Annotated in this window: 31 protein-coding genes; 15 read left to right on the forward strand and 16 right to left on the reverse strand. The window is 57.9% G+C overall.

The window, feature by feature from the left end; translation table 11 throughout:
* Window positions 1-9 precede the first annotated feature (9 nt).
* Complete coding sequence (gene yjiA / locus PYW49_RS16445) at window positions 10-963, forward strand: GTPase (RefSeq protein WP_134349553.1); 954 nt, start codon at window positions 10-12, stop codon at window positions 961-963.
* A 430-nt stretch (window positions 964-1,393) separates the two neighbouring features.
* Here the strand turns inward: yjiA and PYW49_RS16450 are convergent, their stop codons facing one another.
* Window positions 1,394-2,752, reverse strand: a complete 1,359-nt coding sequence (locus PYW49_RS16450) for an esterase-like activity of phytase family protein (protein ID WP_320386973.1) — start codon at window positions 2,750-2,752, stop codon at window positions 1,394-1,396.
* A gap of 412 nt (window positions 2,753-3,164) precedes the next feature.
* Between PYW49_RS16450 and PYW49_RS16455 the strand changes: the two genes are divergently transcribed.
* A complete protein-coding gene (locus tag PYW49_RS16455) occupies window positions 3,165-3,710 on the forward strand; it encodes a YfaZ family outer membrane protein (RefSeq protein ID WP_134349551.1) in 546 nt (181 codons plus the stop codon).
* Window positions 3,710-4,030, forward strand: coding sequence for a hypothetical protein (locus PYW49_RS16460; protein ID WP_320386974.1), 321 nt, complete (start codon window positions 3,710-3,712; stop codon window positions 4,028-4,030). Before PYW49_RS16455 ends, PYW49_RS16460 begins: the two co-directional genes overlap by 1 nt.
* Before the next feature lie 43 nt (window positions 4,031-4,073).
* Here the strand turns inward: PYW49_RS16460 and PYW49_RS16465 are convergent, their stop codons facing one another.
* Window positions 4,074-5,444 carry an NAD-dependent succinate-semialdehyde dehydrogenase gene (locus PYW49_RS16465; RefSeq protein WP_320386975.1) on the reverse strand — a complete coding sequence of 457 codons (1,371 nt, stop codon included), beginning with the start codon at window positions 5,442-5,444 and terminating at the stop codon, window positions 4,074-4,076.
* A gap of 151 nt (window positions 5,445-5,595) precedes the next feature.
* Here PYW49_RS16465 and PYW49_RS16470 point away from each other — a divergent pair, with 151 nt between their 5' ends.
* From PYW49_RS16470 to PYW49_RS16480, 3 genes are read left to right on the forward strand one after another with little or no spacing between them, the layout of a single operon-like run.
* Complete coding sequence (locus PYW49_RS16470) at window positions 5,596-6,339, forward strand: AraC family transcriptional regulator (protein ID WP_320386976.1); 744 nt, start codon at window positions 5,596-5,598, stop codon at window positions 6,337-6,339.
* 48 nt (window positions 6,340-6,387) lie between these two features.
* Window positions 6,388-7,041, forward strand: coding sequence for a LysE family translocator (locus PYW49_RS16475; RefSeq protein WP_320386977.1), 654 nt, complete (start codon window positions 6,388-6,390; stop codon window positions 7,039-7,041).
* Between the two features lie 3 nt (window positions 7,042-7,044).
* On the forward strand, window positions 7,045-8,313 hold the full coding sequence (locus PYW49_RS16480) for a DUF445 domain-containing protein (RefSeq protein WP_320386978.1): 1,269 nt from the start codon (window positions 7,045-7,047) through the stop codon (window positions 8,311-8,313).
* Here PYW49_RS16480 and PYW49_RS16485 read toward each other — a convergent pair.
* The gene (locus tag PYW49_RS16485) at window positions 8,303-9,166 is read right to left on the reverse strand and encodes a LysR substrate-binding domain-containing protein (protein WP_320386979.1); all 864 of its coding nucleotides are present in this window, start codon (window positions 9,164-9,166) and stop codon (window positions 8,303-8,305) included. The genes PYW49_RS16480 and PYW49_RS16485 overlap by 11 nt on opposite strands.
* Window positions 9,167-9,261: 95 nt before the next feature.
* On the opposite strand from PYW49_RS16485, the gene PYW49_RS16490 reads away from it, so the two are divergent.
* The gene (locus PYW49_RS16490) at window positions 9,262-9,570 is read left to right on the forward strand and encodes a carboxymuconolactone decarboxylase family protein (protein WP_134349545.1); all 309 of its coding nucleotides are present in this window, start codon (window positions 9,262-9,264) and stop codon (window positions 9,568-9,570) included.
* A complete protein-coding gene (locus tag PYW49_RS16495; RefSeq protein ID WP_134349544.1) occupies window positions 9,570-9,950 on the forward strand; it encodes a tautomerase family protein in 381 nt (126 codons plus the stop codon). Before PYW49_RS16490 ends, PYW49_RS16495 begins: the two co-directional genes overlap by 1 nt.
* On the opposite strand, the gene PYW49_RS16500 is transcribed toward PYW49_RS16495, so the two are convergent.
* From PYW49_RS16500 to PYW49_RS16510, 3 genes are read right to left on the reverse strand one after another with little or no spacing between them, the layout of a single operon-like run.
* Window positions 9,941-11,005 carry a DUF2955 domain-containing protein gene (locus PYW49_RS16500; RefSeq protein ID WP_134349543.1) on the reverse strand — a complete coding sequence of 355 codons (1,065 nt, stop codon included), beginning with the start codon at window positions 11,003-11,005 and terminating at the stop codon, window positions 9,941-9,943. The two genes, PYW49_RS16495 and PYW49_RS16500, sit on opposite strands and share 10 nt — an antisense overlap.
* Complete coding sequence (locus tag PYW49_RS16505; RefSeq protein ID WP_320387073.1) at window positions 10,995-12,062, reverse strand: HlyD family secretion protein; 1,068 nt, start codon at window positions 12,060-12,062, stop codon at window positions 10,995-10,997. Before PYW49_RS16505 ends, PYW49_RS16500 begins: the two co-directional genes overlap by 11 nt.
* Entirely contained in the window at window positions 12,059-12,529 is a 471-nt protein-coding gene (locus PYW49_RS16510) for a MarR family transcriptional regulator (RefSeq protein WP_320386980.1), read from the reverse strand. Before PYW49_RS16510 ends, PYW49_RS16505 begins: the two co-directional genes overlap by 4 nt.
* A 361-nt stretch (window positions 12,530-12,890) precedes the next feature.
* On the opposite strand from PYW49_RS16510, the gene PYW49_RS16515 reads away from it, so the two are divergent.
* On the forward strand, window positions 12,891-13,220 hold the full coding sequence (locus PYW49_RS16515) for a hypothetical protein (protein ID WP_320386981.1): 330 nt from the start codon (window positions 12,891-12,893) through the stop codon (window positions 13,218-13,220).
* Here the strand turns inward: PYW49_RS16515 and PYW49_RS16520 are convergent.
* The 4 genes from PYW49_RS16520 to PYW49_RS16535 form a co-directional block, all read right to left on the reverse strand.
* Window positions 13,195-13,998 (reverse strand): DUF4225 domain-containing protein, encoded by an 804-nt coding sequence (locus PYW49_RS16520; RefSeq protein WP_320386982.1) that lies wholly within the window; start codon window positions 13,996-13,998, stop codon window positions 13,195-13,197. The genes PYW49_RS16515 and PYW49_RS16520 overlap by 26 nt on opposite strands.
* 178 nt (window positions 13,999-14,176) lie before the next feature.
* The gene (locus PYW49_RS16525; RefSeq protein WP_320386983.1) at window positions 14,177-14,872 is read right to left on the reverse strand and encodes an ArsR/SmtB family transcription factor; all 696 of its coding nucleotides are present in this window, start codon (window positions 14,870-14,872) and stop codon (window positions 14,177-14,179) included.
* Window positions 14,847-15,242 (reverse strand): amino acid-binding protein, encoded by a 396-nt coding sequence (locus PYW49_RS16530; RefSeq protein ID WP_134349537.1) that lies wholly within the window; start codon window positions 15,240-15,242, stop codon window positions 14,847-14,849. Before PYW49_RS16530 ends, PYW49_RS16525 begins: the two co-directional genes overlap by 26 nt.
* The gene (locus PYW49_RS16535) at window positions 15,235-15,558 is read right to left on the reverse strand and encodes an antibiotic biosynthesis monooxygenase family protein (protein ID WP_134349536.1); all 324 of its coding nucleotides are present in this window, start codon (window positions 15,556-15,558) and stop codon (window positions 15,235-15,237) included. Before PYW49_RS16535 ends, PYW49_RS16530 begins: the two co-directional genes overlap by 8 nt.
* Before the next feature lie 219 nt (window positions 15,559-15,777).
* On the opposite strand from PYW49_RS16535, the gene PYW49_RS16540 reads away from it, so the two are divergent.
* Together PYW49_RS16540 and PYW49_RS16545 are read left to right on the forward strand one after the other, a co-directional pair.
* Window positions 15,778-16,047, forward strand: a complete 270-nt coding sequence (locus tag PYW49_RS16540) for a type II toxin-antitoxin system TacA family antitoxin (protein ID WP_134349535.1) — start codon at window positions 15,778-15,780, stop codon at window positions 16,045-16,047.
* A 3-nt stretch (window positions 16,048-16,050) separates the two neighbouring features.
* On the forward strand, window positions 16,051-16,572 hold the full coding sequence (locus PYW49_RS16545) for a GNAT family N-acetyltransferase (protein ID WP_320386984.1): 522 nt from the start codon (window positions 16,051-16,053) through the stop codon (window positions 16,570-16,572).
* Between the two features lie 50 nt (window positions 16,573-16,622).
* Here PYW49_RS16545 and PYW49_RS16550 read toward each other — a convergent pair whose 3' ends face one another.
* On the reverse strand, window positions 16,623-18,038 hold the full coding sequence (locus tag PYW49_RS16550; protein WP_320386985.1) for an aldehyde dehydrogenase family protein: 1,416 nt from the start codon (window positions 18,036-18,038) through the stop codon (window positions 16,623-16,625).
* Between the two features lie 100 nt (window positions 18,039-18,138).
* On the opposite strand from PYW49_RS16550, the gene PYW49_RS16555 reads away from it, so the two are divergent.
* On the forward strand, window positions 18,139-19,041 hold the full coding sequence (locus PYW49_RS16555; RefSeq protein WP_134349532.1) for a LysR family transcriptional regulator: 903 nt from the start codon (window positions 18,139-18,141) through the stop codon (window positions 19,039-19,041).
* On the opposite strand, the gene PYW49_RS16560 is transcribed toward PYW49_RS16555, so the two are convergent.
* Window positions 19,028-19,507 (reverse strand): carboxymuconolactone decarboxylase family protein, encoded by a 480-nt coding sequence (locus PYW49_RS16560; protein WP_134349531.1) that lies wholly within the window; start codon window positions 19,505-19,507, stop codon window positions 19,028-19,030. The genes PYW49_RS16555 and PYW49_RS16560 overlap by 14 nt on opposite strands.
* 102 nt (window positions 19,508-19,609) lie before the next feature.
* Here PYW49_RS16560 and pdxR point away from each other — a divergent pair, with 102 nt between their 5' ends.
* Window positions 19,610-20,998, forward strand: a complete 1,389-nt coding sequence (gene pdxR, locus PYW49_RS16565; protein ID WP_134349530.1) for a MocR-like pyridoxine biosynthesis transcription factor PdxR — start codon at window positions 19,610-19,612, stop codon at window positions 20,996-20,998.
* A gap of 91 nt (window positions 20,999-21,089) precedes the next feature.
* Here the strand turns inward: pdxR and PYW49_RS16570 are convergent, their stop codons facing one another.
* Window positions 21,090-21,251: a DUF1127 domain-containing protein gene (locus PYW49_RS16570; RefSeq protein ID WP_134349529.1), complete on the reverse strand. Its 162-nt coding sequence runs from the start codon at window positions 21,249-21,251 to the stop codon at window positions 21,090-21,092.
* Window positions 21,252-21,427: 176 nt separating this feature from the next.
* Here PYW49_RS16570 and PYW49_RS16575 point away from each other — a divergent pair, with 176 nt between their 5' ends.
* Window positions 21,428-22,843: an aminotransferase-like domain-containing protein gene (locus tag PYW49_RS16575; protein ID WP_320386986.1), complete on the forward strand. Its 1,416-nt coding sequence runs from the start codon at window positions 21,428-21,430 to the stop codon at window positions 22,841-22,843.
* 91 nt (window positions 22,844-22,934) lie between these two features.
* Here PYW49_RS16575 and PYW49_RS16580 read toward each other — a convergent pair whose 3' ends face one another.
* The 3 genes from PYW49_RS16580 to PYW49_RS16590 all read right to left on the reverse strand — a co-directional run bounded on the left by PYW49_RS16580 (window position 22,935) and on the right by PYW49_RS16590 (window position 25,629).
* Complete coding sequence (locus PYW49_RS16580) at window positions 22,935-24,056, reverse strand: ribosomal protein uL16 3-hydroxylase (RefSeq protein ID WP_320386987.1); 1,122 nt, start codon at window positions 24,054-24,056, stop codon at window positions 22,935-22,937.
* A gap of 136 nt (window positions 24,057-24,192) precedes the next feature.
* Complete coding sequence (locus tag PYW49_RS16585) at window positions 24,193-24,795, reverse strand: ATP-dependent Clp protease proteolytic subunit (RefSeq protein WP_047346219.1); 603 nt, start codon at window positions 24,793-24,795, stop codon at window positions 24,193-24,195.
* 63 nt (window positions 24,796-24,858) lie between these two features.
* Window positions 24,859-25,629 carry a DeoR/GlpR family DNA-binding transcription regulator gene (locus PYW49_RS16590; RefSeq protein ID WP_320386988.1) on the reverse strand — a complete coding sequence of 257 codons (771 nt, stop codon included), beginning with the start codon at window positions 25,627-25,629 and terminating at the stop codon, window positions 24,859-24,861.
* Between the two features lie 81 nt (window positions 25,630-25,710).
* Between PYW49_RS16590 and PYW49_RS16595 the strand changes: the two genes are divergently transcribed.
* Window positions 25,711-26,097: a VOC family protein gene (locus PYW49_RS16595; protein ID WP_134349525.1), complete on the forward strand. Its 387-nt coding sequence runs from the start codon at window positions 25,711-25,713 to the stop codon at window positions 26,095-26,097.
* The last annotated feature ends 148 nt before the right edge of the window (window positions 26,098-26,245 follow it).

Consider the following 26,245-nt stretch of genomic DNA (forward strand, 5'->3'; position numbering starts at 1 on the left):
GGAGAGACCATGACCCCGATTGCCGTTACCCTGCTGACCGGTTTCCTCGGCGCCGGTAAAACCACCCTGCTGCGCCACATTCTGAACGAGCAGCACGGCTTCAAAATCGCCGTCATAGAAAACGAGTTCGGCGAAGTCTCCGTTGACGACCAGCTGATTGGCGATCGCGCCACGCAGATCAAAACCCTGACCAACGGCTGCATCTGCTGTACCCGCTCTAACGAGCTCGAAGACGCCCTGCTGGACCTGCTCGACAGCCGCGATCGCGGTGACATTGATTTCGACCGTCTGGTAATCGAGTGCACCGGCATGGCTGACCCCGGCCCGATTATTCAGACCTTTTTCTCGCACGATATTCTTTGCCAGCGCTACCTGCTGGACGGCGTCATTGCCCTCGTCGATGCGGTCCACGCCGACGAGCAGATGAACCAGTTCACTATCGCCCAGTCTCAGGTGGGCTACGCCGACCGCATCCTGCTGACCAAAACCGACGTGGCAGGTGACAGCGAAAAGCTGCGCGAGCGTCTGACCCGCATTAACTCCCGCGCGCCGATTTACACGGTGACCCACGGCGATATAGACCTGTCTCAGCTGTTCAACACCAACGGCTTTATGCTGGAAGAGAACGTCACCGCGAAGCCGCGCTTCCACTTTATGGGGGATAAGCAAAACGACGTGGCGTCGATTGTGGTGGAGCTGGACTACCCGGTGGACATCAGCGACGTGTCCCGCGTCATGGAGAACCTGCTGCTGTCGTTTGCCGACAAGCTGCTGCGCTACAAGGGGATGCTGTGGATTGGCGGCGAGCCGAACCGCCTGCTGTTCCAGGGCGTGCAGCGCCTGTACAGCGCCGACTGGGACAGACCGTGGGGCGATGAACCGCCGCACAGCGTGATGGTGTTCATTGGCATACAGCTGCCGGAAGAGGAGATTCGGGCGGCGTTTGCAGGTCTGAAGAAATAACCGCTATGCATTTCCTCTGCCCAGTAATTTATTAACCTGAAGCGATGAGTTTTGTATCAGGAAAATGAATAAATTACAGCGATGTCCTGGTCCGGCTGTAAATCGCCGAGGCGTTTCCGTAAGGCCGGGGCGAGGCGCAGGGATGCGCCGAGAGGGCGTGGCCTGCAGGGATGCAGGCTCATGCCCGACCCGATAGCCTGAAGGAATAAGCTGAGGGAACCGCGAAGCGGCGATTTACCGCCGGGAGCCCGGGTCACCAGGGTGGTGGCGATTGAGCCACCCTGGCACGTTCACCGGTCATGTCGTTACAGAGTAGCAAGGAACATAAAGTGAACGGAATGACCACCACAGCCGTATGTTCCCCCTCACCCCAGCCCTCTCCCTCAAGGGAGAGGGAGCCGTCTGTGCAGGCATTATTTCGTGGGGATACTTATTTCACCGCCTCCGGCAGCGTCACAATCCACAGCTCGCTGTCCGACTCCGGCTTCTTCAGCGGCTTCACGCTGAGCGTGGTTTCAACCGGCTTATCATCCAGCGTCAGCGTGCCTTCCGCGTTCACCCGATAATCCTTGAGCTTCTTGCCCTCGACCGGATGTTGCATCGCCACCTTCACGCCAAAGTCGTTATCGTTCGCCACCGCAAGCCGTTTGCTGTCGATCAGCGCCAGCCCTTCGGCCTTTTCCTGCTGCCAGCCAAGGGCACGCAAATCGACGACCTGGGTTTTAGCCGCAAGGGTAATGCCGCGCTGCGCCAGGATTTTCTCATCATCAAACTCCGGGTACTCGCCCGGCTTGTCGAAGGCGGTCAGGTCGCTCGCCTTGCTGAGATCCACCTTATAGATAAGGTTGCGCATCCCGTCGTTTTTATCGCTGCCCTGCTCAATCAGCAGGATGTGCTGGTCATCGAGCGCCACAATGTCGCCGATTTTGGCGTCGCTGTTTTTGCTGTAGGCCGCGCTGTCGATTGGGTAACCGTACATCGCAGTTTTCCCGGTCGCCGGGTCAAAGCTCACCAGGCGCGTAAACAGCGCCTGTTTTTTGCTCTTACCGTCGATATCCAGCGTACTTTGTACGGCGGCGATAATACGCCCGTCCGGCATCCGGGTCAGGCCTTCAAAACCCCGGTTCGCCTGGCGCCATTTGATGATGTTTGGCAGACCGCCCGCGATAGATTTCTCCCCTTCGGCCGCCTGCGGCCCGTGGATCGCCAGGATCTTCCCTTTGCTGTCGACGTTAATCAGGAACGGGCCATACTCATCGCACAGCCAGTATCCGCCTTTGCCGTCCGGCGTAATGCCTTCCGTGTCCAGCCCGCGGTTGTCACCCTTCAACGTCTTCAACGTATCGCTGAATGCCACTTCATTGGTGGAGCCAATCACGCCGCTTTGCAGCGGCAGACCGTTAATCTCGCCTTTATCGTCATGCAGCGGGCGGGCATCCGTTGCTTCTGCTTTGCCGTTCTCGACGCGAATGGTCATCAGCAGCGGCGCGAAATCCGGCGTGACAAAAATTTTGGCTTCTTTTTTCCCGCTTTTTGGCGCGTCCGCGTTCGGACCGCGATCGGTCACGGTGGCAAAGGTCAGGGCATCGCCCTGCTTGCCCGTAAACAGCAGGCCAGAGCCAATGCCGACAGGGAGTCCATGGGGGAACGCATCGGCAAATGCGCCGCTGTAGCTCACATGCGAGCCTTCGGGAAAGCTGACGACATAGCGTTCAGCCGTGGGCTGTGCCGCCAGGCCAGAGAAAGAGAGCGCACAACCGACGAGCACAGGAATAATTTTTCTTTTCATATTGTTAGCATCCAGTAAGTGAAGCCAACAACGTAAAGAATAAACGTGTCAGAAAAATGACATGGAATGGACAACCACTTGGGCGATCGAACGTATGTTTATCGACCAAAATGTAATAATTTATTTTTTTGTATGACACATGAAACATTTTTGGAAATTATTAGAAACCCAATTAATTCATGTCAAATCACTATCCCCACCTCGTTCAGTTTATGTTTAGTCAAAAAACCAAACCGTTCCTAAACGGCAAAAAAATTATCGGTTGACGCCTCTACAACAAAACATCATCGCAACATTTCAAAGTAAAGAAATTAACAAAATCAGTATAAAAGCGCGATAGCTATCACATTTGCAGTCATAAACATCGCTTGTTAAGGTGCGCCCAGATGAATTTAATGACGAGGCATAAAACATGAAAAAACTGAATATCCTTCTTCTTTCTGCTCTGGCTGCCGTATCGGGTTCCGCACTGGCAATGGGCGGCACCGTTGAGCAGGGTAAGAACTTTACTAACCTTAATCTGGAAATGGGGAAATCCTCATCCGGTCTGTATGTCGAAAGTAACTGGCTCAAAAACACCGAAGATGGTACCCAGACCGGCGGCGTTGGCGCAGGCTACAACCTGGAAGTGGGTCCGGTGATGCTGAATGCGGGCGCGAAGGCAATCTACCTCGGCCCGAAAAAAGGCGATAACGGTGTGGCGTTCCCGATCGGTGGCGGCGTAAACGTTGCGCTGACCGACAGCATCCACGTGTATGGTGAAGGCTATGTGGCACCTGAAGGCCTGAACAACAGCGTGAAAAACTACGTTGAAGCCAACGGCGGCGTAAGCTGGACGCCAATTACGCCAGTGACCCTGAAAGTGGGTTACCGCCACGTGAGCGTTGATGGCAAAGACGGCCGTCCTGGCCACACGCTGATTGACGGCGCATATGTAGGCGGTGGAGTCACCTTCTGATGAAACACCGCATCACCGCGCTTTGCGTTCTGAGCCTCACGCTGATGCTCACCGGCTGCGTCCAGTACAAATGGGTGAAACCGGGCGTCAGCGACGTTGAAATGAATAAAAAGCTCACGGAATGCGAAGCGCAGGCACTGATCGATCTGCCCCCGGATAACGTGGTGACCGGTTCAAGCTCGGAAAAAACGGACAAATCGAAAAAGAAAAAGGACACTTCCACGAGCTACACGGTTGAAGACGCGAATGAATATCGCCGTGATACGTTAGTCGACAGCTGCATGTTCAAAAGCGGCTGGGACAAGATCGAAGTGCAATGACCCCTTAAAAAAACCTGCCGGCTGGCAGGTTTTTTATTACCTCTTACTTGCGAACAACAACCAGCTTCTGGTTCACAAACTCTTTGATCCCCAGATCCGACAGCTCGCGTCCGTAACCGGAACGCTTCACGCCGCCGAACGGCAGCTCTGGTGCGGTATCGGTGAGCCAGTTGATGTACACCATCCCGGTCTCAATCCGCGACGCCATTTTCTTCGCGCGTTCGATATCCTGGCTGAACACCGCGCCGCCCAGGCCATAGTGGGAATCGTTCGCCAGGGCGACCGCCTCGTCGTCATTTTTCACCACGTACATCTGTGCCACCGGGCCAAAGAACTCCTCGAAATATGCCGGGTTATCGCGCGAGATATTCGTCAGGATCGTCGGCTCGAAGAAGCTCCCGTCGCGCTGAACCGGCTTGCCGCCATAGTGCAGCGTCGCACCGTTTTTCACCGCCTCGTTAACCTGTCTGGTCAGCGTTTCCAGGGCATCTTTAGACGAGAGTGGTCCCAGCGTGGTGCTTTCATCCAGCGGGTCGCCAATCTTCACCTGCTTAAATGCCTCGGTGAATTTGCTCAGAAAGGCATCTGCAATTTTCTCGTGCAGGATAAAGCGCTTCGCCGCGGTACAGACCTGCCCGGCGTTGTTGAGCCGCGCATTCACGCCAGTCTTCACGGCTTTGTCCAGGTCCGCGTCATCGAGCACCACGAAGACGTCGTTCCCGCCCAGCTCAAGAGTCGATTTCTTGATGTGCTTCGCCGCCTGCGCGGCCACCACGCTGCCAGCTTTTTCGGAACCGGTCAGCGCGGCACCTTGCACGCGATCGTCGGCGATGATGTTCGCCACCTGCTCAGACGAAATAAAGAGGTTCGTCCACGCCCCTTCCGGCGCACCCGCCTCGCGCACCAGATGCGCAAAAGCCTCGGCGCAGTGCGGCACGATGCTGGCATGTTTAGCCAGCACGGGGTTACCCGCCGCCAGGTTCGGTGCCAGAACGCGCATCAGCTGGTAATACGGGAAGTTCCACGGCTCAACGGCCATCAGCACGCCGATCGGGTGATGCTCCACCCACGCATCCCCGAGTTCAGATGGGTACTTCACCGGAGCCAGGAACTGCTTCGCGTTGTCCGCATAGTAGCGGGCGATTTGCGCGCACAGCTTCACCTCGCCGCGGCTCTGTTCGATAAGCTTCCCCATCTCCTGGCTGGCGATTTTAGCCAGCTCCTCCGTGCGCTCGTCGATCAGGTCGGCAAGCTTATGCAGCACCGGCAGGCGCTGGCTGATGTCGCCTTTCGCCCACTCTGAATGGTAGAGCGCATCGGCCGCCTTCAGCGCCGCTTCAATATCCGCGTCGGTATGTGAGGGGTATTCTTTGATGAGCTGGTTAGTGGCAGGATTTACTGTCTGATAAGCCATGTCGAATCTCCTTGTTTTACCGCTTAGGGTATTAAGGGTAGTCAACATGACTGGCTGTGGGCGTAAAGTTGGGTATATCCGGAAGGTTCTTAATGAAGCGCTGCCAGAGGGTTCGCTGACGTGGTATAAAAAACCTTCAGAAGGAGCGCCCATGACCGATACCCGACACATCCGCCAGACGTTTCACCGCGCCTCAGGCCTTGAGCGGCGCAGCACGTGGCAGAGCACGCAGGCGTACAAACGTCACTGTCATCCCCAGCTCTCCATCGGCGCGATTGTGGAAGGCCAGACCTGCTGCGTCTGTCACGACAGAGAGTACATCCTTAACCCCGGGGACCTCATCGTGATCCCGTCCTGTGCGCCGCACAGCTGCAACCCCGTCGCCGGAAAGCCGCGCAGCTACCATATGCTCTATATCGACACCGAGCTTCCTCTGGCGCTACAGGTGATTCGTAATCCTACTCTATTTGCCCATTACCTGGACGTTGTCGAGACATTGTCTCCGGCGTCCGTGGAGACGCTGCTTTCCGCCCTTCCCCGCTGCGCGGATAAAGCAGAGGCGCTTCGCTCAACCAGCCAGCAGGTTCAGCAGGCGTTTCTTGCCGACCTGGCCGCACCGCCTTCGCTTGACGAACTCGCCCGGCGATTCTCGCTGCGCAAGGAGACGCTGATCCGCACCTTCAGGCAGGACACCGGCCTGACGCCGGGCAGCTTCCTCAACATCTCCCGCGTGGAGTTCGCCAAAGCGCGGCTGCGCGCCGGGGATGATATTGCCGACGTCGGCTACCAGAGCGGGTTTGCCGACCAGAGCCATTTTCATAAGACCTTCGTCAGCTATACCGCCGCCACGCCGCGCCAGTACGCCACGGGCCGATCAATATCCGACAATAAATAGATTTTGCATCACCGTAGTCTGACCTCAGATTTTTAAAGTGAGGTTGCTATGGAACTGTTATTCCCTTCCGCTTTTCTCGCCCTGGCGCTGGCGCATTTTGCTGCCCTGTTAAGCCCGGGTCCGGATTTTTTCCTGCTGGTGGGCTACGCCGCGCGCTACCGACTGCGCGGCAGCGCCGGGCTGTGTTTCGGCATCACTGCGGGCAACGGGGTGTACATCCTGCTGGTGATTATCGGCTGGAGCGCGCTGCGCCAGTTTTCGTGGCTGTTTACGCTTATCGAGCTTTGCGGCGCGCTGTACCTGCTCTGGATAGGTTCGCATCTGGTGTGCAGCCGACCTCAAGTGCTGGTGCTGAATGAAGCTCACCAGCGCTTTCCCCCGCTGCGTAAGCAGATCCTGCTGGGGCTCGGTTCGGCGCTGCTCAATCCGAAGAACGCGCTGTTCTATCTGGCGCTGATGACGGCGCTGCTGGGGCCGGACGTCACGCTGCTTCAGCAGTCGACCTGCGGCCTCTGGATGGTGCTGGTGGTGCTGGCATGGGATCTGGCGCTGGTGTCGCTGATGGGGCTACCCGCGGTTCAACAGAAGCTCAGCCGCTCGCTCTGGCTGATTGAGCGGACGGCAGGGGTGGTGCTGATGGGGTTTGGTGGGTGGGTGCTGTGGCGGTTTTTGCACATTCCCCCCGTCTCCCTCTATCCTTAACCCATGGAAAAAATAGCTGAACTCAAACGCGCCAAGCTGCTGGCGCTGTCGCTGCTGCTGGTTGCCGCCGCGGCGTTTATCACCACCCTGTTCCTGCCGCAGACCTTTTGGGTGCGCGGCGTGAAGGCCATTGCCGAGGCGGCGATGGTCGGCGCGCTGGCTGACTGGTTTGCCGTGGTCGCGCTGTTCCGCCGGGTGCCCATTCCGTTTATCTCGCGCCATACGGCGATTATTCCGCGCAATAAGGACCGAATCGGCGACAATCTCGGCCAGTTCGTGCAGGAGAAGTTTCTGGATACCCAGTCGCTGGTGGCGTTGATCCGCCGCTATGAACCTGCACAGATGATCGGTGCCTGGTTCAGCAAGCCTGAAAACGCCCAGCGCGTCGGGCTGCATCTGATGCAGGTGATGAGCGGTTTTCTCGAACTGACCGACGACGGGCGCATCCAGCGTCTGCTCAAACGCGCGGTGCATAAGGCCATCGACAAGGTCGACTTCACCGAAACCAGCGCCGTGATGCTGGAGAGCATGACCAAAAACAACCGCCACCAGGTGCTGCTGGACGCCATCATCAACCGCCTGATCGCCCTGATTCAGCGAGAAAGCACGCGGGACTTTATTGCCGACCAGATTGTCCATTGGCTGAAGACCGAGCATCCCCGCAAGGCGATGGTGCTGCCCACCGAGTGGCTGGGGGACCAGAGTGCGGAGATGGTATCGAACGCGGTGAACACGCTGCTGGACGACATCAGCCACGACCGCACGCACCAGATCCGCCAGGCGTTTGACCGCGCCACGCTGAAGCTTATCGACAACCTGAAAAACGATCCGGAAATGGCGGAGAAAGCCGACAACATCAAGCACTACCTGAAAAATGACGAAGCGTTTAATCGCTACCTGGGCGAGATGTGGGCCGACCTGCGCCAGTGGCTGAAGGCGGATATGCAGAGTGAGGACTCGCGCGTGAAGCAGCGCATCGCCAACGCCGGGCTGTGGTTTGGCGAAACGCTCACGCACGACGCCAGCCTGCGGGCATCGCTGAACGAGCATCTGGAACAGGCCGCGCACCGCCTCGCGCCGGATTTCGCGGCGTTTCTTACTCGCCACATCAGCGACACGGTCAAAAGCTGGGATGCCAAAGACATGTCCCGCCAGATTGAGCTCAACATCGGCAAGGACCTGCAGTTTATCCGCGTCAACGGTACGCTGGTGGGCGGGACGATTGGTCTGATCCTGTTTTTACTCTCGCAAATTCCGACGCTTATCCATTGAGCGTACTGAAGATCAGTTCACGCATCCTGCTTATAGCTGCATCAGCCGGGATATTTCCCTGATGCAGCGCAATCCCCAGCTCCCCTGCATCCGGCAGCAAACGGCTGTCGACCTGTAGCGTATCAGGCAGGCCAATACGCGTGCGGAGCGTAATACCCAGCCCCGCGCTGACTCCCGCCCACAGCCCGCTCAGGCTATGGCTGGTAAAGGCGATACGCCAGGGAATGCCAGCCGAATCCAGCGCCGCGATGGCCCTGCTGCGCAGGATACAGGGCGCGTCAAACATCACCAGCGGCAGCGGCTCACCCCGGCGCAGATACCCTTCGATATCCTCGCGGGATCGACAAACCCATGCAAGCGGTTCGCTGCGCACATAGCCGCCTTCTCGCCCTTCCTGCCAGACCAGCGCAAGATCGAGTTCGTTTGCCGCCACGCCGTTCAGCAGCGGCTGGTTGCGATCGACGCGTGCGGTTATCCGCAGTTCAGGGTGCTGTCTGTTAAACTCGCCGAGAATCTGCGGCATCACGGACTCGCCGAAATCTTCCTGCATTCCCAGACGAACTTCCCCCTGAAGCAACTCGCCCTTTATTGCCCGTAGCGCCTCATCATTTAACGCCAGCATGCGTCGGGCGTAGCTCAGCAGAATTTCACCCGCGGAGGTCAATGCCAGCGTACGGCCCTGCTTCACGGTGAGCGCAACACCGCACTGCTGCTCCAGCTTTTTTAGCTGGGCGCTGACCGCAGATGTGGACCGACACAATCTGCCCGCCGCCTCGGCAAAACTGGCGGACTGGATCCCCTCCACAAAACTGCGCAGCGCGTCCAGGTCTAATGCCAAAAGTCGTTTATCCATACCATCCTCATTTTCAGGACGTTTAATCAAAAACATTGCGATTTTATTTATGGTGGCACCCTGCGAGAGTCTTTACCAGACAACAGGAGGAAAAAATGAGCACAACATTACATCGCGACACACTGGCGCAGCTATCACCTAAACTGGCGGAACTCAGCCAGCAGGTGCTTTTTGACGATATCTGGCAGCGCCCACAGCTGTCCCCGCGGGAGCGGAGCTTGATCACCCTTGCTGCCCTGACGGCGCTTGGGCGCACCGCACAGATCCCCTGGCATATCGACTACGCCCGACAAAACGGCGTTACTGACGAAGAGATTGCCGAGGCGTTTACCCATCTGGCGTTTTACGCAGGCTGGCCTGCGGCCGTCAGCGCTCTGGCCTGCCTTGCTGAGGAGAAACGATAATGCCGTTTGTCCGTATCATGACGGGTGACCGCTATAGCGAGATGCAAAAGAAACACATCTCGGACATTTTGCATCAGGCGCTGACGGAGACCTTCGCCGTTCCCGCGCAGGACCGGTTTCATTTTTTTGAATGCTTCGCTGCCGGGGATCGATACATTGATCGGCACTATCTCAGTCCGGGCAGAACGGAGGGGGCGATATTATTCAATATCGTTGCCGGTAAGCCGAGGAGCGAAGAACAGAAAGCGGCGTTGTACCGCCAGCTGGCTACGGAACTGAATCTGAAGATGGGTATCGACGGCGCGGACGTGATGGTCGTTATCCAGTTTACGGCCGCTGAGGACTGGAGCTTCAGCGGCGGCATACGCTATCACCTCTGAATGACGTAGCGCGTGGGGGCGAATCGGTTGAGGATCAGGTGTACCAGAAAGACCATCGTCAGCGTCGCCACCAGCGAAAAGGTAACGGACGTGATGCGATAAAGATCGCTGAACACAAGGTCGCTGTCCGGGTGCATGTTCTGCCCGAACATAATGCCGATGGTCGTAATGCTGGAGAACCCCACCCCGGCACCGACCTTTTCCATCACGTGCAGCCGCGCGCCAAATGCCAGCCCGAGGCCGATCAGCGGCATCATCAGCAGCATATGGCTGCTGTGGTCGTAGAGGATAAGCTGGACGACCAGAATATAGAGACAGCCCAGCACCACACCAACCACGCGCCAGATGGAGCTCATCACCGCGCCGCGATAGTGCATCGGGAACAGAATCAAAATCCCCGCCATCAGCGCCGAGAGCGAATCGCTTAAATCGCTCATCTGAAAAACGACGAAAATCAGCGTCGCGACGGTGCCGGAGAGCAGCGACTCGTGGCGCACGCGAGCATCGTCTTTCTCGATAAGCGGCGGCGGCTTGCGCGGCTCCACATCCGGCAGGAGATAGTTCATCAGCGCGCTCAGGCATACCGCCATGACGCTTGCTTCAATGTTAGAAAACAGCAGCGTGTGCCAGTTGGTGGTGGGGTAGCTCATAAAATTGAGCATCACGCTCTGGCACACCACGCCCATTGAACCGAACAGAAACAGCGGCCCCTTGCTCATAAAGCGAAAGCGCATCACGTACAGGGCAAACACCACCAGCGTCATGATGACCGGCCATTGCGACAGATAGCCGATGATTATCACCATTTCCACGCAGTTGAGCGATGCGCTGAAGATAAACTGCTTCGCCACGTGGCGGTTAAACACCGGGACCAGCGACAGCAGCATGATCGGGTAGACCACGAAAAAGACGCCGTAGCTGGTGTTGTAAAAGCTGGAGATGCTGAGCGCAATCATCCCGGCAAAGACGATGCGCAGGGTCTGGCGAAAGTCGTTTGCCGTGTAGACGATGTTGCCGTGCGGGGTAAACACCCGCGCCAGGGTGCTAATAGACATAGTGAAGCAGGCTCACCAGATGGATTTGCATCCCGGAGAAGAAGCGCGCAAACGGACCTTCGCTGTTGTAGAGCTGCACGGTCGCGCGGGCGCCGGTCGGCAGATGCTTTGGCAGCGGTTCGTCCAGCGCAACATGAATGCGCATCCGCTGGGCATCACGTACCCAGCGGTTAGAGGTTTCCGGCTCGGAGAGCTGGCCGTTAACGGCCTCCTGACCGGCGAGGATCCCCGCGTCGCTGCTGGTCACGTGGGCGCGGAAAACGTGCCCCGGCAAGGCGTCAAACACCACGGCGGCATCGGTGCCCTGGTGGGTATGGCGCAGGCTCTTCTCGCGGAAATCGGCCACGATATCGGTCTGATTGTTCACCAGCGCCAGCGCGGCCGAGCCAGAGGAGGCATAAAAACCGGGGCTTAACTGCAGGTTGCTGACCGTACCGTCCGCGAGGGCGTAGACCTTCGTCCAGCCGAGATTCAGCTCCGCTTCATCCAGCGCGTTACGGTATTTTTGCAGCGTCACGTTGCGGTGCTCATCCCGCTCGCCGCGCTGGATGCGCAGGTTCTGGATATTCGCCTGAATCGAGCTGACGGACTGCTCGCTGCTCTGCCAGGCGGTACGGACCTTATCCAGATCCGCCTGCGAGACGTTCTGTAACGTGCTCAGCTTCTGGTAGCGATCGAAGGTCACTTTGTCGTTACGCGCGGTCAGCACCGCGGTTTTCAGGCTGGCCTGCGCGGCAGCGATCTGCGCGTCCAGCTGTTCGTTGGAAAGGCGAGCCTGCTCGAGGGCGATTTGCGCCGCTTCCACTTTATTGCGAAACGGCGTGTCATCGAGCTCAAACAGCAGATCGCCCCGCTTCACCTGGCTGTTGTTGTGGACATGTACCGCCGCCACATAGCCGGAGACGCGCGGAGAAACCGGCGTTACCACGCGCATCACGGTAGAGTCCGGCGTCAGCGGGATCCAGATATCGGCGATGACAAAGTAGACAAACATCAGCAGGAAAGAGGCAATACTCACCCTTACCCAGCGGGCAAACTTTTGTTCAGGAGTCATTATTTTTCGGTCTTGTTATCTTCTTCGCGGATTGTCCGCAAATTGCAGGCGATTTGATTCAGGGTGGCGCTGAAAATGTCGATATGTTCAGGCGCGATGTTTTGCGATACGCGCGCCTGATATGTCTCAATCACCTGAGTGAGCCTTTTTAATATGGCTTTTCCCTCAGGCGTCAGCGTCAGAAGCCGGATGCGCTTGTCATAAGGCGATACGGTGCGCAGCAGGTAACCCTGTTTTTCCAGCTGTGTCAGGGTGCGCATCAGCGGCGGCAGTTCAATGCCCTGCATCTCCGCCAGCTCACTCACCGAGACGTTATCCCCAAGCTGATGCAGCTGCATCATCACCGTCCAGCTCGACTGGGTTAACCCGGTATCGAGAATGGCGTCGTCGATGACGGCGCGCCATTGGCGCACAATCATCGCCATCCGCATGCCCATCGGCCTGCGGCAGAACAGTTCTTCTTCACTCATGGGGAAACCTCTCGTCACACGCGGCCACGATAATAGTTATCAGGGTAAGTATCAAGAAACGCGAGGCGAAAGAGCAGGAATTGTGAAAGGATATCTCTCGCTCCCGGTGGGCTGAGGGATCCCCAGTAATATGCTCATGCCGGATAACTTCTTCTGCCAGACTCAGGTATGGCAGAACCCGCCTGTGCCTGATGCTGCTTGCCTGATAGTGCCAGTGTAAACACTGCCTTTCTGCCCTGTAGCCTGCCAACCACATCATTTAACGGCAACGGCACAATAATCCGGACAGGTGAAGACAAAAGCAGGAAGGAACGGAACTTTTAAATAGTGTATTCTTTTTATCAGGTTAAAGGAGACGTGAATGACAGTGAAAGACCAGGAACTTATCGCGGCAGGATTCACCAGTAAGGATATCGAGAGAATCAAACGTCACCAGGCGACTGGGGACTCGCAGGAAAAGGTTCTGAAGGATCTGGCCGGCTATTTCCTGTCGGTAGCCTGGATCACCGGCGGGATGGCCATAATCACCCTGCTCACCGTGATCTTTGGCAGCGCCAGCCATGTTATCTCCTGTGTGATTGCCGTCGTCTTTCTGCTGATTGTGCTGCTTCTGGTGATGCCGGTCAGACTTGGCTATAAATCATGGAAGCTGATGAGATCACATATCAGCGACTCCGGTCATCACGGGTAAGAAGTTCCAGTACCACCTTCGCACTGACCCCCCATCCCAGAACCTTCATCGTCAGTTTGCCTGGAGACATAGTTTCCACCTTGCGGAAATAGTCTCCGGGAAGATAACGGAAAAGACGCCAGGCCTCAGCTTTCCCGGTCAGACCAAACACACCATAAACGTTGGCTGCAAGCGTGGTTGCATTAAAGATCCCCAGGCCGACATCGCGGCTGAAGCCCATAAATTCCGCTACGGACATAGCGCCGTCCGCCAGGATCCCCTCTGAAGCAGGTTCATTCAGGAGCTGGCGGGCTGCCTCCCGTGATACCGTATTAAGGGCATCACCGACCAGAACGGCACCGGCAAGCATACCAGCAGGCGTCATAGTTGCGATCATAACACCGCCAAACATAGCCTGAACGCCGGCGAGAACGACCTTAATCCCGGATATGAAGTATCCGACAATTTTATTCTGCTCTGTTACATACTGAATTTCAGCGTAGATTCGGGCATAACCGGTTTTCAGCATGCGCGACTGTTCAAGCAGGAACTCATTCTCAGCCCTGAGTTTTTTCAGGCAGGTAATGCATTCTTCATCGCTCCTTGCTCTCCTCGCCGCGTCAAACTGTTGCATGACAACCTGTCTTATCTCATCCACGAATTTCAGACGGGTCAGTGAATCACTGAGGTGCATGGCCGCGACGGTATTTGCGGTATTCACAAGCTTTCGGGCTTCCAGATTGATCATCGTATCAGCCCACTGGCGCCGACTCTGCCCCGGAAAAAGAGCGATATCCATTGCATATTCCTTTTCTGCCGTCAGGACGAATATTCCTTAACCCACCAGCCTGGGTCAGTTTGGGTGTAGAGAATTATTGTACAGAAAGCCTGTTTTTGGAACAGGCTTTCTGTAGCAATAGGGGGTACTCCAGCCCTGTGGGAGAGAGTCGGAGTGAGGGCATCATCCGCAGCGGAGTTTAGCGGCTAAAATGCTTCCTGACGGCAACTTTTCCTGAAGCCGTCACCACCACCTCCCGATACCCCGCCACCCGCTGGATCCAACCTTTACTTTCCAGATGCATGAGCAGCGCCGCGCCGGCTTCGCCTCCAAGATGAAACCGCCGCTCGCTCCAGTCCAGGCAGGCACAGCAGGCCTTGCGACGGGGATGAACACTTAACGCAATGCCGAGTTTCAGGAACTGCTCCCGGCCATACAGCGTCAGCGCAGAACCGTCTGCCTCAAGCCAGCCTTCTGCCTGCATGAACTCATAGATCTGCACCGCCACCGTTCCGGCAAGATGGTCGTAGCAGGTACGGGCTTCACGCAGGGCTTTCGGGGCGGTGGTTTCCGGCGGCGCAATGCGGCTCCAGGAGAGCCCCATCATCTGCTCGACCAGCGCCGCCACGTCGGGCCCGGCAAGGCGATAATAGCGGTGTCTCCCCTGAGACAGGCAGGTGATCAACTTCCCTTCCACCAGCCGGGCGAGATGCCCGCTGGCGGTCGACGGCGCAACGTCTGCCGCAGCGCTCAGTTCGGTAGCCGTCCACGCCCGCCCGTCCATCAGCGCGCAGAGCATTTTCACCCGCGACGGATCGGCCATTGCAGCCGCCACCGCGGCAATGGCCTGCTCCAGCGCCGCGCTGTTATCAGGGGGTAAGCTCGTCTTTAACATTCGTCGCCCAGGGTTCGGTGATCTCTGCGGCCAGCTTATCATCATCCGTCAGCAGAATAAGGTGATTCGCATGATCGCTGTACTGGGTCAGGATAGACACGCCCTTTGCGGCCAGCGCGGCCGCTAGCTCGCCCAACTCGCCGGGCCGCTCCTGCTTGAGTTTTCTGATAACCGGCTTGCGTACGGCCTGCACGTTGAACCCGCCATCGGTCAGCACGCGACGGGCTTTTTCCCCCTCTTCCACCAGGAAGTGGGCATGCGTGCCAAATACGCCACCGCCTTCCAGCCCCACGCCGCTGCGGCCCAGCAGTTGTCCAAAGCGCGCCAGTTCACCGGGGATATCGCTAAAAATCACATGAACGTCATACATCAGCATGCCCTCCGGTTTCGGAACTGTATTCCCGCACCACCTGCGCCACGCGAATGCGGTAGTACGCGAAAATCGACTCCCGCCCTTCGGCCTGCGCCGCCTGGTGAAACGCGTTCTGCTTCCAGCGAAGGATAGCCTCTTCGTCACGCCACCAGGAGAGCGAGAGAATTTTGCCGTCGGTGGTCAGGCTCTGAAAACGTTCGATATCAATAAAGCCGTCGATGTCCGCCAGCAAAGGCTTGAGTTCGGCGGCGAGCTGCAGGTAGCGCGCCTGATGATGAGGTTCCGCTTTGGCTTCGAAAAGGACTGCGATCATGGGTGTCTCTCCATTATGAGGGTGAGGAGAGAATGCAGGGGGAAAAAGCACAATGCTTCGGTAAGGAGCGAAATGTTGTGCCGGATGGCACTGCGCTCAACTTCTCGTTGAATTCCCGTGATGACGCACTTATGATGATTACTGTACGGATAAATGCCGTACAGTAATTTTGCCTGTAAAACGAGGCGTAAAGCCTGGATAAAGATTGAGAATGAAACCATGTCAGCACTGAAGAAGCAGCGCATCGATCTCCGGTTAACCGAAGATGACAAAAATATGATCGAAGAAGCGGCGGCAATGACAAACCAGTCGATTTCACAATTCATGGTCAGCACAGCCTCTGAACGCGCAGCAGAGGTAATTGACCAGCACCGCCGCCTGGTCCTTAGCGAAGCATCCTGGAATACGGTGATGGATGCCATAAGCAATCCGCCTGCGCCTAATGACCACCTGAAGCGAGCGGCTAAGCGTCTCCGGGATATGGAGTAATACGTGAACGACGTGAAGATAGGGATTTTTTCAGAAGACGTTGAGTACGACGTAAGCCATTTCGACTGCGGAGAAGAGAGCCTTAATATCTTTCTGACGGAGCACCTGAAACGCCAGCATCGCGGAAAGTTTTTGCGGGGTTATGTTCTCACCACACGAGAGTCAAAACCGCGTATTCTGGGCTATTACACGCTCTCCGGAAGCTGTTTTGAAAAGGCTTACCTGCCCTCAAAAACACAGCAAAAACGTGTTCCTTATAAAAATGTGCCGAGCGTTACCCTTGGCCGTCTGGCGATTGATAAACGTATTCAGGGGCAAGGATATGGCGAATTACTCGTTATCCATGCCATGAAGACCGTTTATTTAGCCTCCTTTGCCGTCGGCATTCATGGCCTGTTTGTCGAAGCACTCAACCATAAAGCCAAAGATTTTTACCTCAGGCTGGGGTTCATACCGCTCCTGGCAGAGAATGAATTCACACTGTTCTTACCGACGAAAACCTTTGAAAACGTGTTTGAAGAGTGATCCCAGCCCGTAACGCCCCGGCAAGCGGGGCGTGCTATCCATAGGCAGAGCTAACCGAGAATTGACCTCGGCTCCATAAACGCCCGGATCCCCCACTCGCCCATCTCGCGCCCCACGCCTGAGTGTTTGAAGCCACCGAACGGCGCTTTCGGTTCATGAGCGAGGGTATTCACCAGCACGCGGCCGGAGACTATCTGCTGCGCCACGCGACGAGCCCGCTCTGAATCACGACCCAGAACCATCGCGCTCAGGCCGTATTCTGTGTCATTGGCAATGGCGACAGCCTCCGCCTCGTCACGATAGGGGATTACGCACAGCACCGGGCCGAAGATCTCGTCACGGGCAATGGTCATCTGGTTGTTCACGTCGGTAAACAGCGTCGGACGCACGAACCAGCCGTCTCGCGTCCCGTCCGGTCGCCCTTCGCCGCCCGCCAGCAGGCGCGCCCCTTCTTCGATCCCTTTGCGGATATACCCCTGCACCCGCTGCCACTGCTTCTCGCTGACCATCGGGCCAACCTCTGTTGCGCTATCGCGCGGGTCGCCGGATTTCACCGCCGCCACGGCCTGCGCCAGCGCGGCTTCAATTTCAGTCTGACGCGACCGGGGCACCAGAATACGCGTCCCGGCCACGCACGCCTGCCCGCTGTTCATAAACCCGGCCTGAATCGCCAGCGGGATCGCCTGAGTCAAATCCACATCATCCAGCAGGATCGTCGGCGATTTACCGCCTAGCTCCAGCGTCACGCGCTTAAAGCTTTCCGCCGCGTTGCGCAGGATCGCCTTGCCGGTATTCGTCGAACCGGTAAATGAAATTTTCGCGACGCCCGGGTGACGGCTAATGGTTTCGCCCACCGTATCGCCGCGTCCGGTGACGATATTAAACACGCCCGGCGGTAATCCGGCATCGCGCAGCGCTTCGGTGACGATCTGCGTTTGCAGCGCGCTCATTTCACTCGGTTTGATCACCGCCGTGCAGCCCGCCGCGAGCGCAACCGCCAGTTTGCCGCAGATAAACCCCGCATCGCTGTTCCACGGCGTGATCAGCCCGGCCACGCCAAGCGGCGTCATCTGTACCGTTGCGGCACCTGCGGTGGTGACAAACTCAAACGCCTCCAGCGCTTCAATGGCCTGGGCAATCACATCCGCCGGGTAGCTGGCCATCCACGCCGAGCGCGAGGCCGGCGCGCCATACTCTTCGATTACCGCTTCCAGCAGATCGTCATGTCGGGCGACTACGGCGGCATGCATGCGCTTCAGCGCGGCAATGCGCGCCTGCTTTGTGGTCTGCGACCACGCCGGAAACGCCGCTTTCGCCGCCGCGATAGCGCGTTCGGCGTCAACCTCATCCGCCAGGCGAACCTGACCAATAACCTCTGCCGTTGCCGGGTTGTACAAGTCAAAACGTTCGCTACCGTGCGGGGTAACAAACTCGCCGTTGATAAAGATCTGTTCGATGTTGTGCATATAACCCTCCTCAGGCCGTGTGGGCACAGTCTGGCACGGCTTCTCCGTTGCGATAATCCACGCTATGCTGCAAGGGTTGTTTCGATTTTCAGGATAATCTATGCATCGTTCAGGTCTGACAGAGCTGGAAGTGGTGATGGCGGTGGTGCGGCGCGGCAGCTTTCGCGGCGCGGCGCAGGAGCTGGGGATGTCCGCCACGGCGGTCAGCAACGCCATCGCCGGGCTGGAGAGCCGCCTTGAGACGCGCCTTTTCAACCGCACCACCCGCAGCGTGGCCCTCACCGACGCCGGGCAGCGCTACGTGGCGCGAATTGGCCCGGCTCTGCAGGAGATCCGTCTCGCCGGGGAGGAGATCCACAGCGACACCGGGGAACCCGCCGGCACGCTGCGCCTCAACGTGCCGAACCATATCGGCACGCTGTTTCTGGACCAGCTGCTGATCGACTTCATGATCCGCTACCCGAAAATGCGCGTTGAAACGGTGAGTGAAGCGAGGATGATCGATATCGTCGCGGAAGGCTATGACGCGGGGATCCGCCTCGAAGAGTCCGTCCCGCAGGATATGATCGCCGTGCCGCTGACCGGTGAGATCCGCCAGCTTGTCACCGCCACGCCGGACTATTTCGCCCGTCACGGTATACCCGAGACGCCGGACGATCTGCTCCAGCATCAGGGGATCGGCATGCGCATGGCCCACGGCGGGATCTACCGCTGGGAGCTGGCCCGTCGGGGGGAAACGTACGCGCTTGCCGTGCCGCCGCGCTTTGCCACCTCGGATCTTTTCGCCTCGATCCGCGCCGTGAAAGCAGGTTTAGGTGTGGGGTTTTTACCGGAACTCTATATTCAGGACGAGCTGAAAAGCGGAGAACTGGTGAGCGTGTTAAACGACTGGGCGCAGCCGTTTGCCGGGCTGCGCCTGTACTACGCTGGCCATCGCCACGTCCCGCCGGGGCTGCGGGCGCTGGTGGCGATGATCCGCGAGCGCGGAATTATTCCAGGTTAGCTTTGTTCAGCCCGTAAGCCGCATCCAGCGCGCCGGGCGCCATGCGGGACGTGATCCCCAGACGGTTCCAGGCGTTGATCGCCACGATGGCGAAGTTCAGCTCTGAAATCTCCACGTCGGAGAAATGCTCCGCCACGCTGCGATAGAGCGCATCGCTCACGCCGTGAACGCCGATTTGGGTCAGCGCTTCGGAGAACGCCAGCGCCGCTTTTTCACGGGCGCTGAACAGCGGAGACTCGCGCCAGGCCGCCAGATGGTAGAGACGCAGCTCGCGCTCGCCGGCGATTTTAGCCTCTTTCGAGTGCATATCCAGACAGAAGGTGCAGCCGTTCAGCTGCGACACGCGAATGTCGATCAGGTGCTTCAGCGCCGGGTCGATGGAGGTTTTTGCCACCTCCATGCTCAGGGCAGACAGCGCGTTAGCGAGGGCAGGTGTGACTTTATGGTGGTTGACGCGAGTGCTCATGGTCTTTCCTCTAATTTATACTGTATGTGTCATGCGATGAGGCAAATCTACGCCGTTCATGACATAGTAAAAAGACACAAAAAGCGTGAAACGAGGTAGGACATGAAGCCGGGCTATCACGAGATTTATTCCCGCTATCGCGACAACATCACGCGCGGCGTGCTGAAGCCGGGCGATAAGGTCCCTGCCATCCGCGTGCTGGCCGAAGAGTTGAAGGTGGCGCGCAAAACCGTCGAAACGGCATATGCCATCCTGACGGGCGAAGGGTATCTGGTAAGCCAGGGGGCACGCGGCACGCGGGTGAACCCGGATTTACTGCTGCCGGATAAAAGTCCACCGACGGAACAGCCCACCGGCACGCTCCCGGCATCGCTTATCAGCCAGCGAGAGAGAGCGGGATTTCTGCGCCCCGGCATTCCTTCCCTCGACAGCTTCCCCTATAAAAAATGGCTGCTGCTGGCAGGCCAGGCGACGCGTTCCATGCGCCAGGAAGAGATGCTTAACCCGCCGGTGCTGGGCTGGTATCCGCTGCGCCAGGCCATCGCCAGCTATCTCAACATCTCACGCGGGCTCTCCTGCAGCGCCGAGCAGGTGCTGATCACCAGCGGCTACAGCGGCAGCCTGCGCCTGATCCTCGACACGCTTGCCAGCCGCAGCGACAAGGTGGTGTTTGAAGATCCGGGCTATTTTATGGGCCAGCAGCTGCTCAAGCGGATCGTGCCACGCCTGCACACCGTGCCGGTCGATCGCAGCGGCATCGACACGGAATACCTGCTCCGTCACCATCGCGACGCCCGTTTTGCCATCGTGACCCCGTCGCACCAGAGCCCGCTGGCGGTTACGCTCTCCCTGCCGCGTAAGCAGCAGCTGCTCGACTGGGCCAGCCAGAACGACGCGTGGATTATTGAAGACGATTACGACGGGGAATTTCACTACACCCGCAAGGTGCTGCCGTCGCTGAAAAGCCTCGACCCACACGACCGGGTGATTTTTATGGGCACCTTCAGTAAAACCATTATGCCGTCGCTGCGTATGGGCTACGTGGTGATGCCCGCCAGCACCGTCGGGGTCTTTACCGACTGCGCGGACATCACCACCAGCGGCCAGCCGGTGCTGACGCAAAAGATCCTCACCGCGTTTCTCAACGAAGGGCATTTCTTCCGTCACCTGAAGAAGATGCGCGCGCTGTATCAGACCCGCCGCGACTGGATGATTGCCGCCCTGCAGGAGGTTTATGGCGATCTGTTTTTCACCGAGCAAAACGACGGTGGGATGCATATCGTGGCGTTTCTCACCAAAGGAAGCGGTGACCGTGACGTGGCGCGCTGCTGGCAGGAACAGCAGCTGCAGGTCAATGCGCTTTCCGAGTGGTATCGCGGGTCCGGGAAGCGCTACGGGCTGGTGATGGGCTATAACAACGTGCGGTCGTATCAGGAGGCGGTGGCGCTGCTGGAAAGGCCGAAACGGCAGACGCTTGAGCTGTTGAGCTGAACATCGCCGGGTGGCGGCTTCGCCTTACCCGGCCTACAGGATCGGCGCTAAACATCGCCGGGTGGCGGCTGCGCCTGACCCGGCCTACGGTTTAAATATCATTGCGCGATAACCCAACGTCCCTGAGCTGCTCGTCGCTCATTTGGCTCAGAATGCGGCGGGTACGGTGGATGCGATACCAGTTACGCAGCGTTTTCGCTACCCAGACAAACGCGATAAACGGACGTTTTGAACGATTCTCGTAGAATTCCATGATGCTCTCCTCGCTGTGCCAGTGGGCATATCATCACGGAAAATGGCCTGTACAATACAGATTCAAAAACTGCTTTTGTTTACCATACAGATCCGCTAAAACGGTATCTGCATGGCGGTTTACCCATCAATCTGTACTGGTTTAACAATCTGTATGGTGAAAACAAAGGATACAGCATGACACGCTACCAACATCTGGCCAACCTTCTGGCAGAACGTATCGAACAGGGGCTGTATCGCAGCGGCGAACGTCTGCCGTCGGTACGCACGCTGAGCCAGGAACACGGCGTGAGTATCAGCACCATACAGCAGGCCTATCAGATCCTCGAAAACCTCCAGCTGATCACCCCTCAGCCGCGCTCCGGCTATTTTGTTTCGCAGCGCAAAGCGCAGCCGCCCGTCCCGGCCATGACGCGCCCGGTGCAGCGTCCCGTGGACGTCACCCAGTGGGATGAGGTGATGATGCTGCTGGATGCCCGCGCCGACAAAGAGATGATCTCCTTTGGCGGCGGCTCGCCGGACATTAACCAGCCCAGCCTGAAGCCGCTGTGGCGCGAGATGAGCCGCATTGCGCAACATAACCCGGGCGAGATGCTGAGCTATGACGTGCTTGACGGGCGGCTGGAGCTGCGCGAGCAAATCGCCCGCCTGATGCTGGACGGCGGCTCGACCGTGGCAGCGAACGAGATTGTGATCACCAACGGCTGCCACGGCGCGCTGTCGATCGCCCTGCTCTCGGTGTGCAAACCGGGGGATATCGTGGCGGTAGAATCGCCATCGTTTCACGGCACCATGCAGATGCTGCGCGGCTTCGACATTAAGGCCATTGAAATTCCCACCGATCCTGAAACCGGGATCAGCATTGAGGCGTTAGAGCTGGCGCTGGAGCAGTGGCCAATCAAAGCGGTGATCCTGGTGCCCAACTGCAACAACCCGCTCGGTTTTATCATGCCGGAAGCGCGGAAAAAGCAGGTCTTAGCCCTCGCCCAGCGGCACGATATCGTGATTGTTGAGGACGATATTTATGGCGAGCTGGCCGCAGAGTACCCGCGCCCGCGCACCATTCATTCAATGGATATCGACGGTCGCGTGATCCTCTGCAGCTCGTTTACCAAAACCGTGGCGCCGGGCCTGCGCGTCGGCTGGATTGTGCCGGGGCGCTATTACGACCGGGTGATGCACATGAAATACGCCGCGGGCGGGTTTAACGTGCCGGGCACGCAGATGGCGGTGGCGGCGTTTGTCCGCGACGGCCATTACCATCGCCACGTACGCCGTATGCGCCAGATTTATCAGCAGAATATGGAAACCTATACCTGCTGGGTGCGACAGTATTTTCCGGCAGAGATTTGCGTCACGCGCCCGCAGGGAAGCTTCCTGCTGTGGGTTGAACTGCCGGAAAAGGTGGATATGGTGTGCGTCAGCAAGCAGCTGTGTCGGCTGAAGATCCAGGCCGCGGCCGGGTCGCTGTTTTCCGCCTCCGGAAAGTACCGCAACTGTCTGCGGCTCAACGTGGCGCTGCCGCCAACGGATAAGCATCGCGAGGCGTTGAGGAAGATGGGAGAAGCGATCGTGATTGCGATGGAGGAGTAGTTTTTTGCCGGGTGGCGGCTTCGCCTTACCCGGCCTACGTTCTTGCCGTTGTAGGCCCGGTAAGCGCAGCGCCACCGGGCGACAGACCGCACTACTCGTCGAAGTACCAGTACCCCTGGTTAATCAGCCCGGTGAGCTCCTCAACAAACGCCGGGTTGTTCAGCGCATCGCCCAGCTCAGCCTGGCCCAGCTCGGTGTAGCGGCACAGCGCATCCGCCGCCTTCGCGTCTACCGTTTCCAGCTGTTCGCTGTTGATAAAGAAGCTGCCGTTAATGTTCAGCACGCGCAGGCCGCTCAGGCGAGACAGCGTTTCGCCGCCCTGCAATGCGTCCAGCACCTCTTCCGGCGCATACGGCGGCTCGGCGGCGGCGATATCCAGTTCGTGACGCGGCGTGGAGACAAAGCTGCCGAACCATTTTGTGAAATCATCCGGCTTACCGATCATGTCGATCATCATCTGACGAAGGCGATCGAGCTCGTACTGCTCCACGCGGCCAGGGTGTTCGCGACAGGTCAGATCCGGATCGCTGTAGTGCTCGCCGCCCAGATCGTTTTCCAGCGCGTAATCGGCGAAGCTGCTGATCAGATCGCGGCCGTTTGGCCCGCGGAAGCCGACGGAGTAATTCAGCGCGGTCTCATGGGTAAAGCCGTCGTGCGGGAATCCAGGTGGGATGTAGAGGATATCGCCCGGGGCCAGATCTTCGTCGATGATCGGCTCGAACGGATCCACATGCAGCAGCGCCGGGTGTGGGCAGAACTGACGCATCGGCAGCTTGTCGCCCACGCGCCAGCGGCGGCTTCCCATCCCCTGAATGATGAACACATCATACTGATCGATATGCGGGCCAACGCCGCCGCCCGGGACAGAGAAAGAGATCATCAGGTCATCCAGACGCCAGTCCGGCAGGACGCGGAACGGACGCACCAGCTCCGCCGCGGGCATATGCCAGTGGTTTACCGCCTGCGCCAGCAGCGACCAGCCCGTTTCGCCCAGATCGTCAAAGTGCTCAAACGGACCATTGCTGGCCTGCCATTTGCCGTTGAAATGGCTCACCAGGCGGCTATCGACTTCCAGCTCCATCGCCAGGCCTGCCAGCTCGTCCGGGGTAATCGGGTCGACAAAATTCGGGAAGGCATTTTTCAGCACAACGGGTTTTTTTTGCCAGTATTTTTCAAGAAATTCCGGCCAGTTCAGGTTCAGTTGATACGCCATGGGTAGCACCAGTGAGAGGGGAAACAGGCGCGATTATAGGCAAGAAGGCAGAGGGGGAACTTGTCATGGGTCAAACGAGGGCGTGTAGGTCGGGTAAGGCGTAGCCGCCACCCGACACGTACACGGCGATAAAATCTTAATCCAGCTTCAGCTCGTCATAATGGGTAATCAGCTTGCCCACGATGCCGTAGTCCAGCGCTTCTGCCGGAGACATCCAGAAGTTGCGGTCGGTGTCTTTTTTCACTTTTTCCAGCGGCTGCCCGGTGGCGTCAGCGATCAGCTTGTTCACGCGATCCAGCATGCGGATGATTTCGCGCGCTTCGATCTCAATATCCGTCGCCTGACCGCGCACGCCGCCCAGCGGCTGATGGATCATAAAGCGGGTATTTGGCAGCGAGTAGCGGTGCTCTTTTTTCGCCGCCAGGAAGATGGTGATCCCGGCGCTTGCCACCCAGCCGGTGCCGATGACGTGCACTTCCGGGCGGATGAACTTGATAAAGTCGTGGATGGTATCGCCCGCTTCCACGTGGCCGCCCTGGCTGTTGATGTACAGCTTGATCGGATCGTTGCTGACGCTCTGCAGCAGGATCATCTGGGTGATCACTTTCTGCGCCAGCTCCTGGTTAATCTCACCGGAGATCACAATCGAACGGGACTCCAGCAGTTTTTGCTGCAGCGCACCCGTGCCGTTTGACCCTTCCGCTTTATCCTTGTCACTTTCTTTCAGTGTGTAGTGCATTGTTATGTCCTCAGCATTTAGCGCTCAAAACCAGAGTGTAGCCTGTTTTACCCGTGAAAGTCCTCAGGCGCACACAATGCGAACCTCCTGCGCCGCAAACGCGTCGAGAACGCCCTTTTCCATCCCCTCTTCCACCACCAGCACATCGATGTCACGGCTCGTCGCCACCACATAGCGCGCCACGCCGGGCAGCTTGTCGGCGGTCAGGGCCACGATGGTCTGGTTACTCTGGGCGATCGCGACTTTTTTGAACGCGCAGTCGGCAAAATCGAACCCGGTGAGCCCCATCTCCGGGTCCATCGCGCAGCCGCCGATAAACGCCTGGTCGAAGATAATGCCCTGAATCTGGCTTGCCGCCGTGGCGTCCACCGCGCCGCCGGAGGTCCGCTGGATCTGCCCGCCGGTGACAATCACTTCACACAGCGGATGATGCAGCAGCTCCGCGGCAATCGCCGGGGAGTTGGTGACTACCGTAACGCGAAGATCCGCCGGAAGGGCTTTCGCCAGCGCCAGGTTGGTCGTGCCCGCGTCGATAAAAATACAGCCGCCAGGCTTAACCAGCGCTGCTGCTTTCTGCGCGATTGTGTTCTTTTCTGCACTTATTTTCTGTTCGCGGCTGAAAAAATTCCCCGCGTCAGGCAGCTGAAGTACCGCGCCGCCGTAGACCTTTTTACAGATCCCTTCTTTGCTAAGCTCATGTAAATCCCGACGAATAGTGTGCTCGGACACGTTCATCTGGCTCGCCAGCTCGGTACAGACCACCCTTCCGCTCTGCTGAAGGATCTGACGGATCCGCTCTTGTCGTTGTTCCGGAAAAGCAGCATAATCGAGCATAGGAAGTCCCTGTAAAAGTCTAATCGAGTATCAATGCGCATAATGTTGCATAACCGCGCAATACACACAACGAGGGTTATTATGAATATTGCACATGTCGCACTCTGGACCCGCAGCCTCAAGGCACAGGTTCAATTCTGGGAAACGGTGTTTGGTGGCCGTAGCAATGAACGCTACGTCAGTCAAAATCGTCCGGGGTTTGAATCCCATTTTATTACGCTGGATGACGGACCGACTATCGAGCTGATGACGCTGCCGGACCTGCCAGGCGCGCCGTCACACCCGGAGTTTATCGGCTGGGCGCATATCGCCATTAACGTCGGCAGCAGGGCGCAGGTGGACAGCATGGCAGAGCGGGCGCAGGCAAACGGCACGCTGCTCAGCGCCCCGCGCATGACCGGGGACGGGTTTTATGAAGCGGTGATTGCGGATCCGGACGGCAACCGCATTGAGCTTGTCGGTGCATAAAATCAGCGTTTCGTTCCTTAACCGCCCCTGCTACGGCTCGCTATACTTCATCTTCATACGGTTATCATATTGTTAAATGATAATGATAGTTAATGTGTTAAGATGAAAGTCAGCATAAACAGTCTCTTACGTAATCGTCGGGACTGTT

The organism is Enterobacter chinensis (assembly GCF_034008295.1).
In the GTDB taxonomy this organism is placed as follows: domain Bacteria; phylum Pseudomonadota; class Gammaproteobacteria; order Enterobacterales; family Enterobacteriaceae; genus Enterobacter; species Enterobacter chinensis.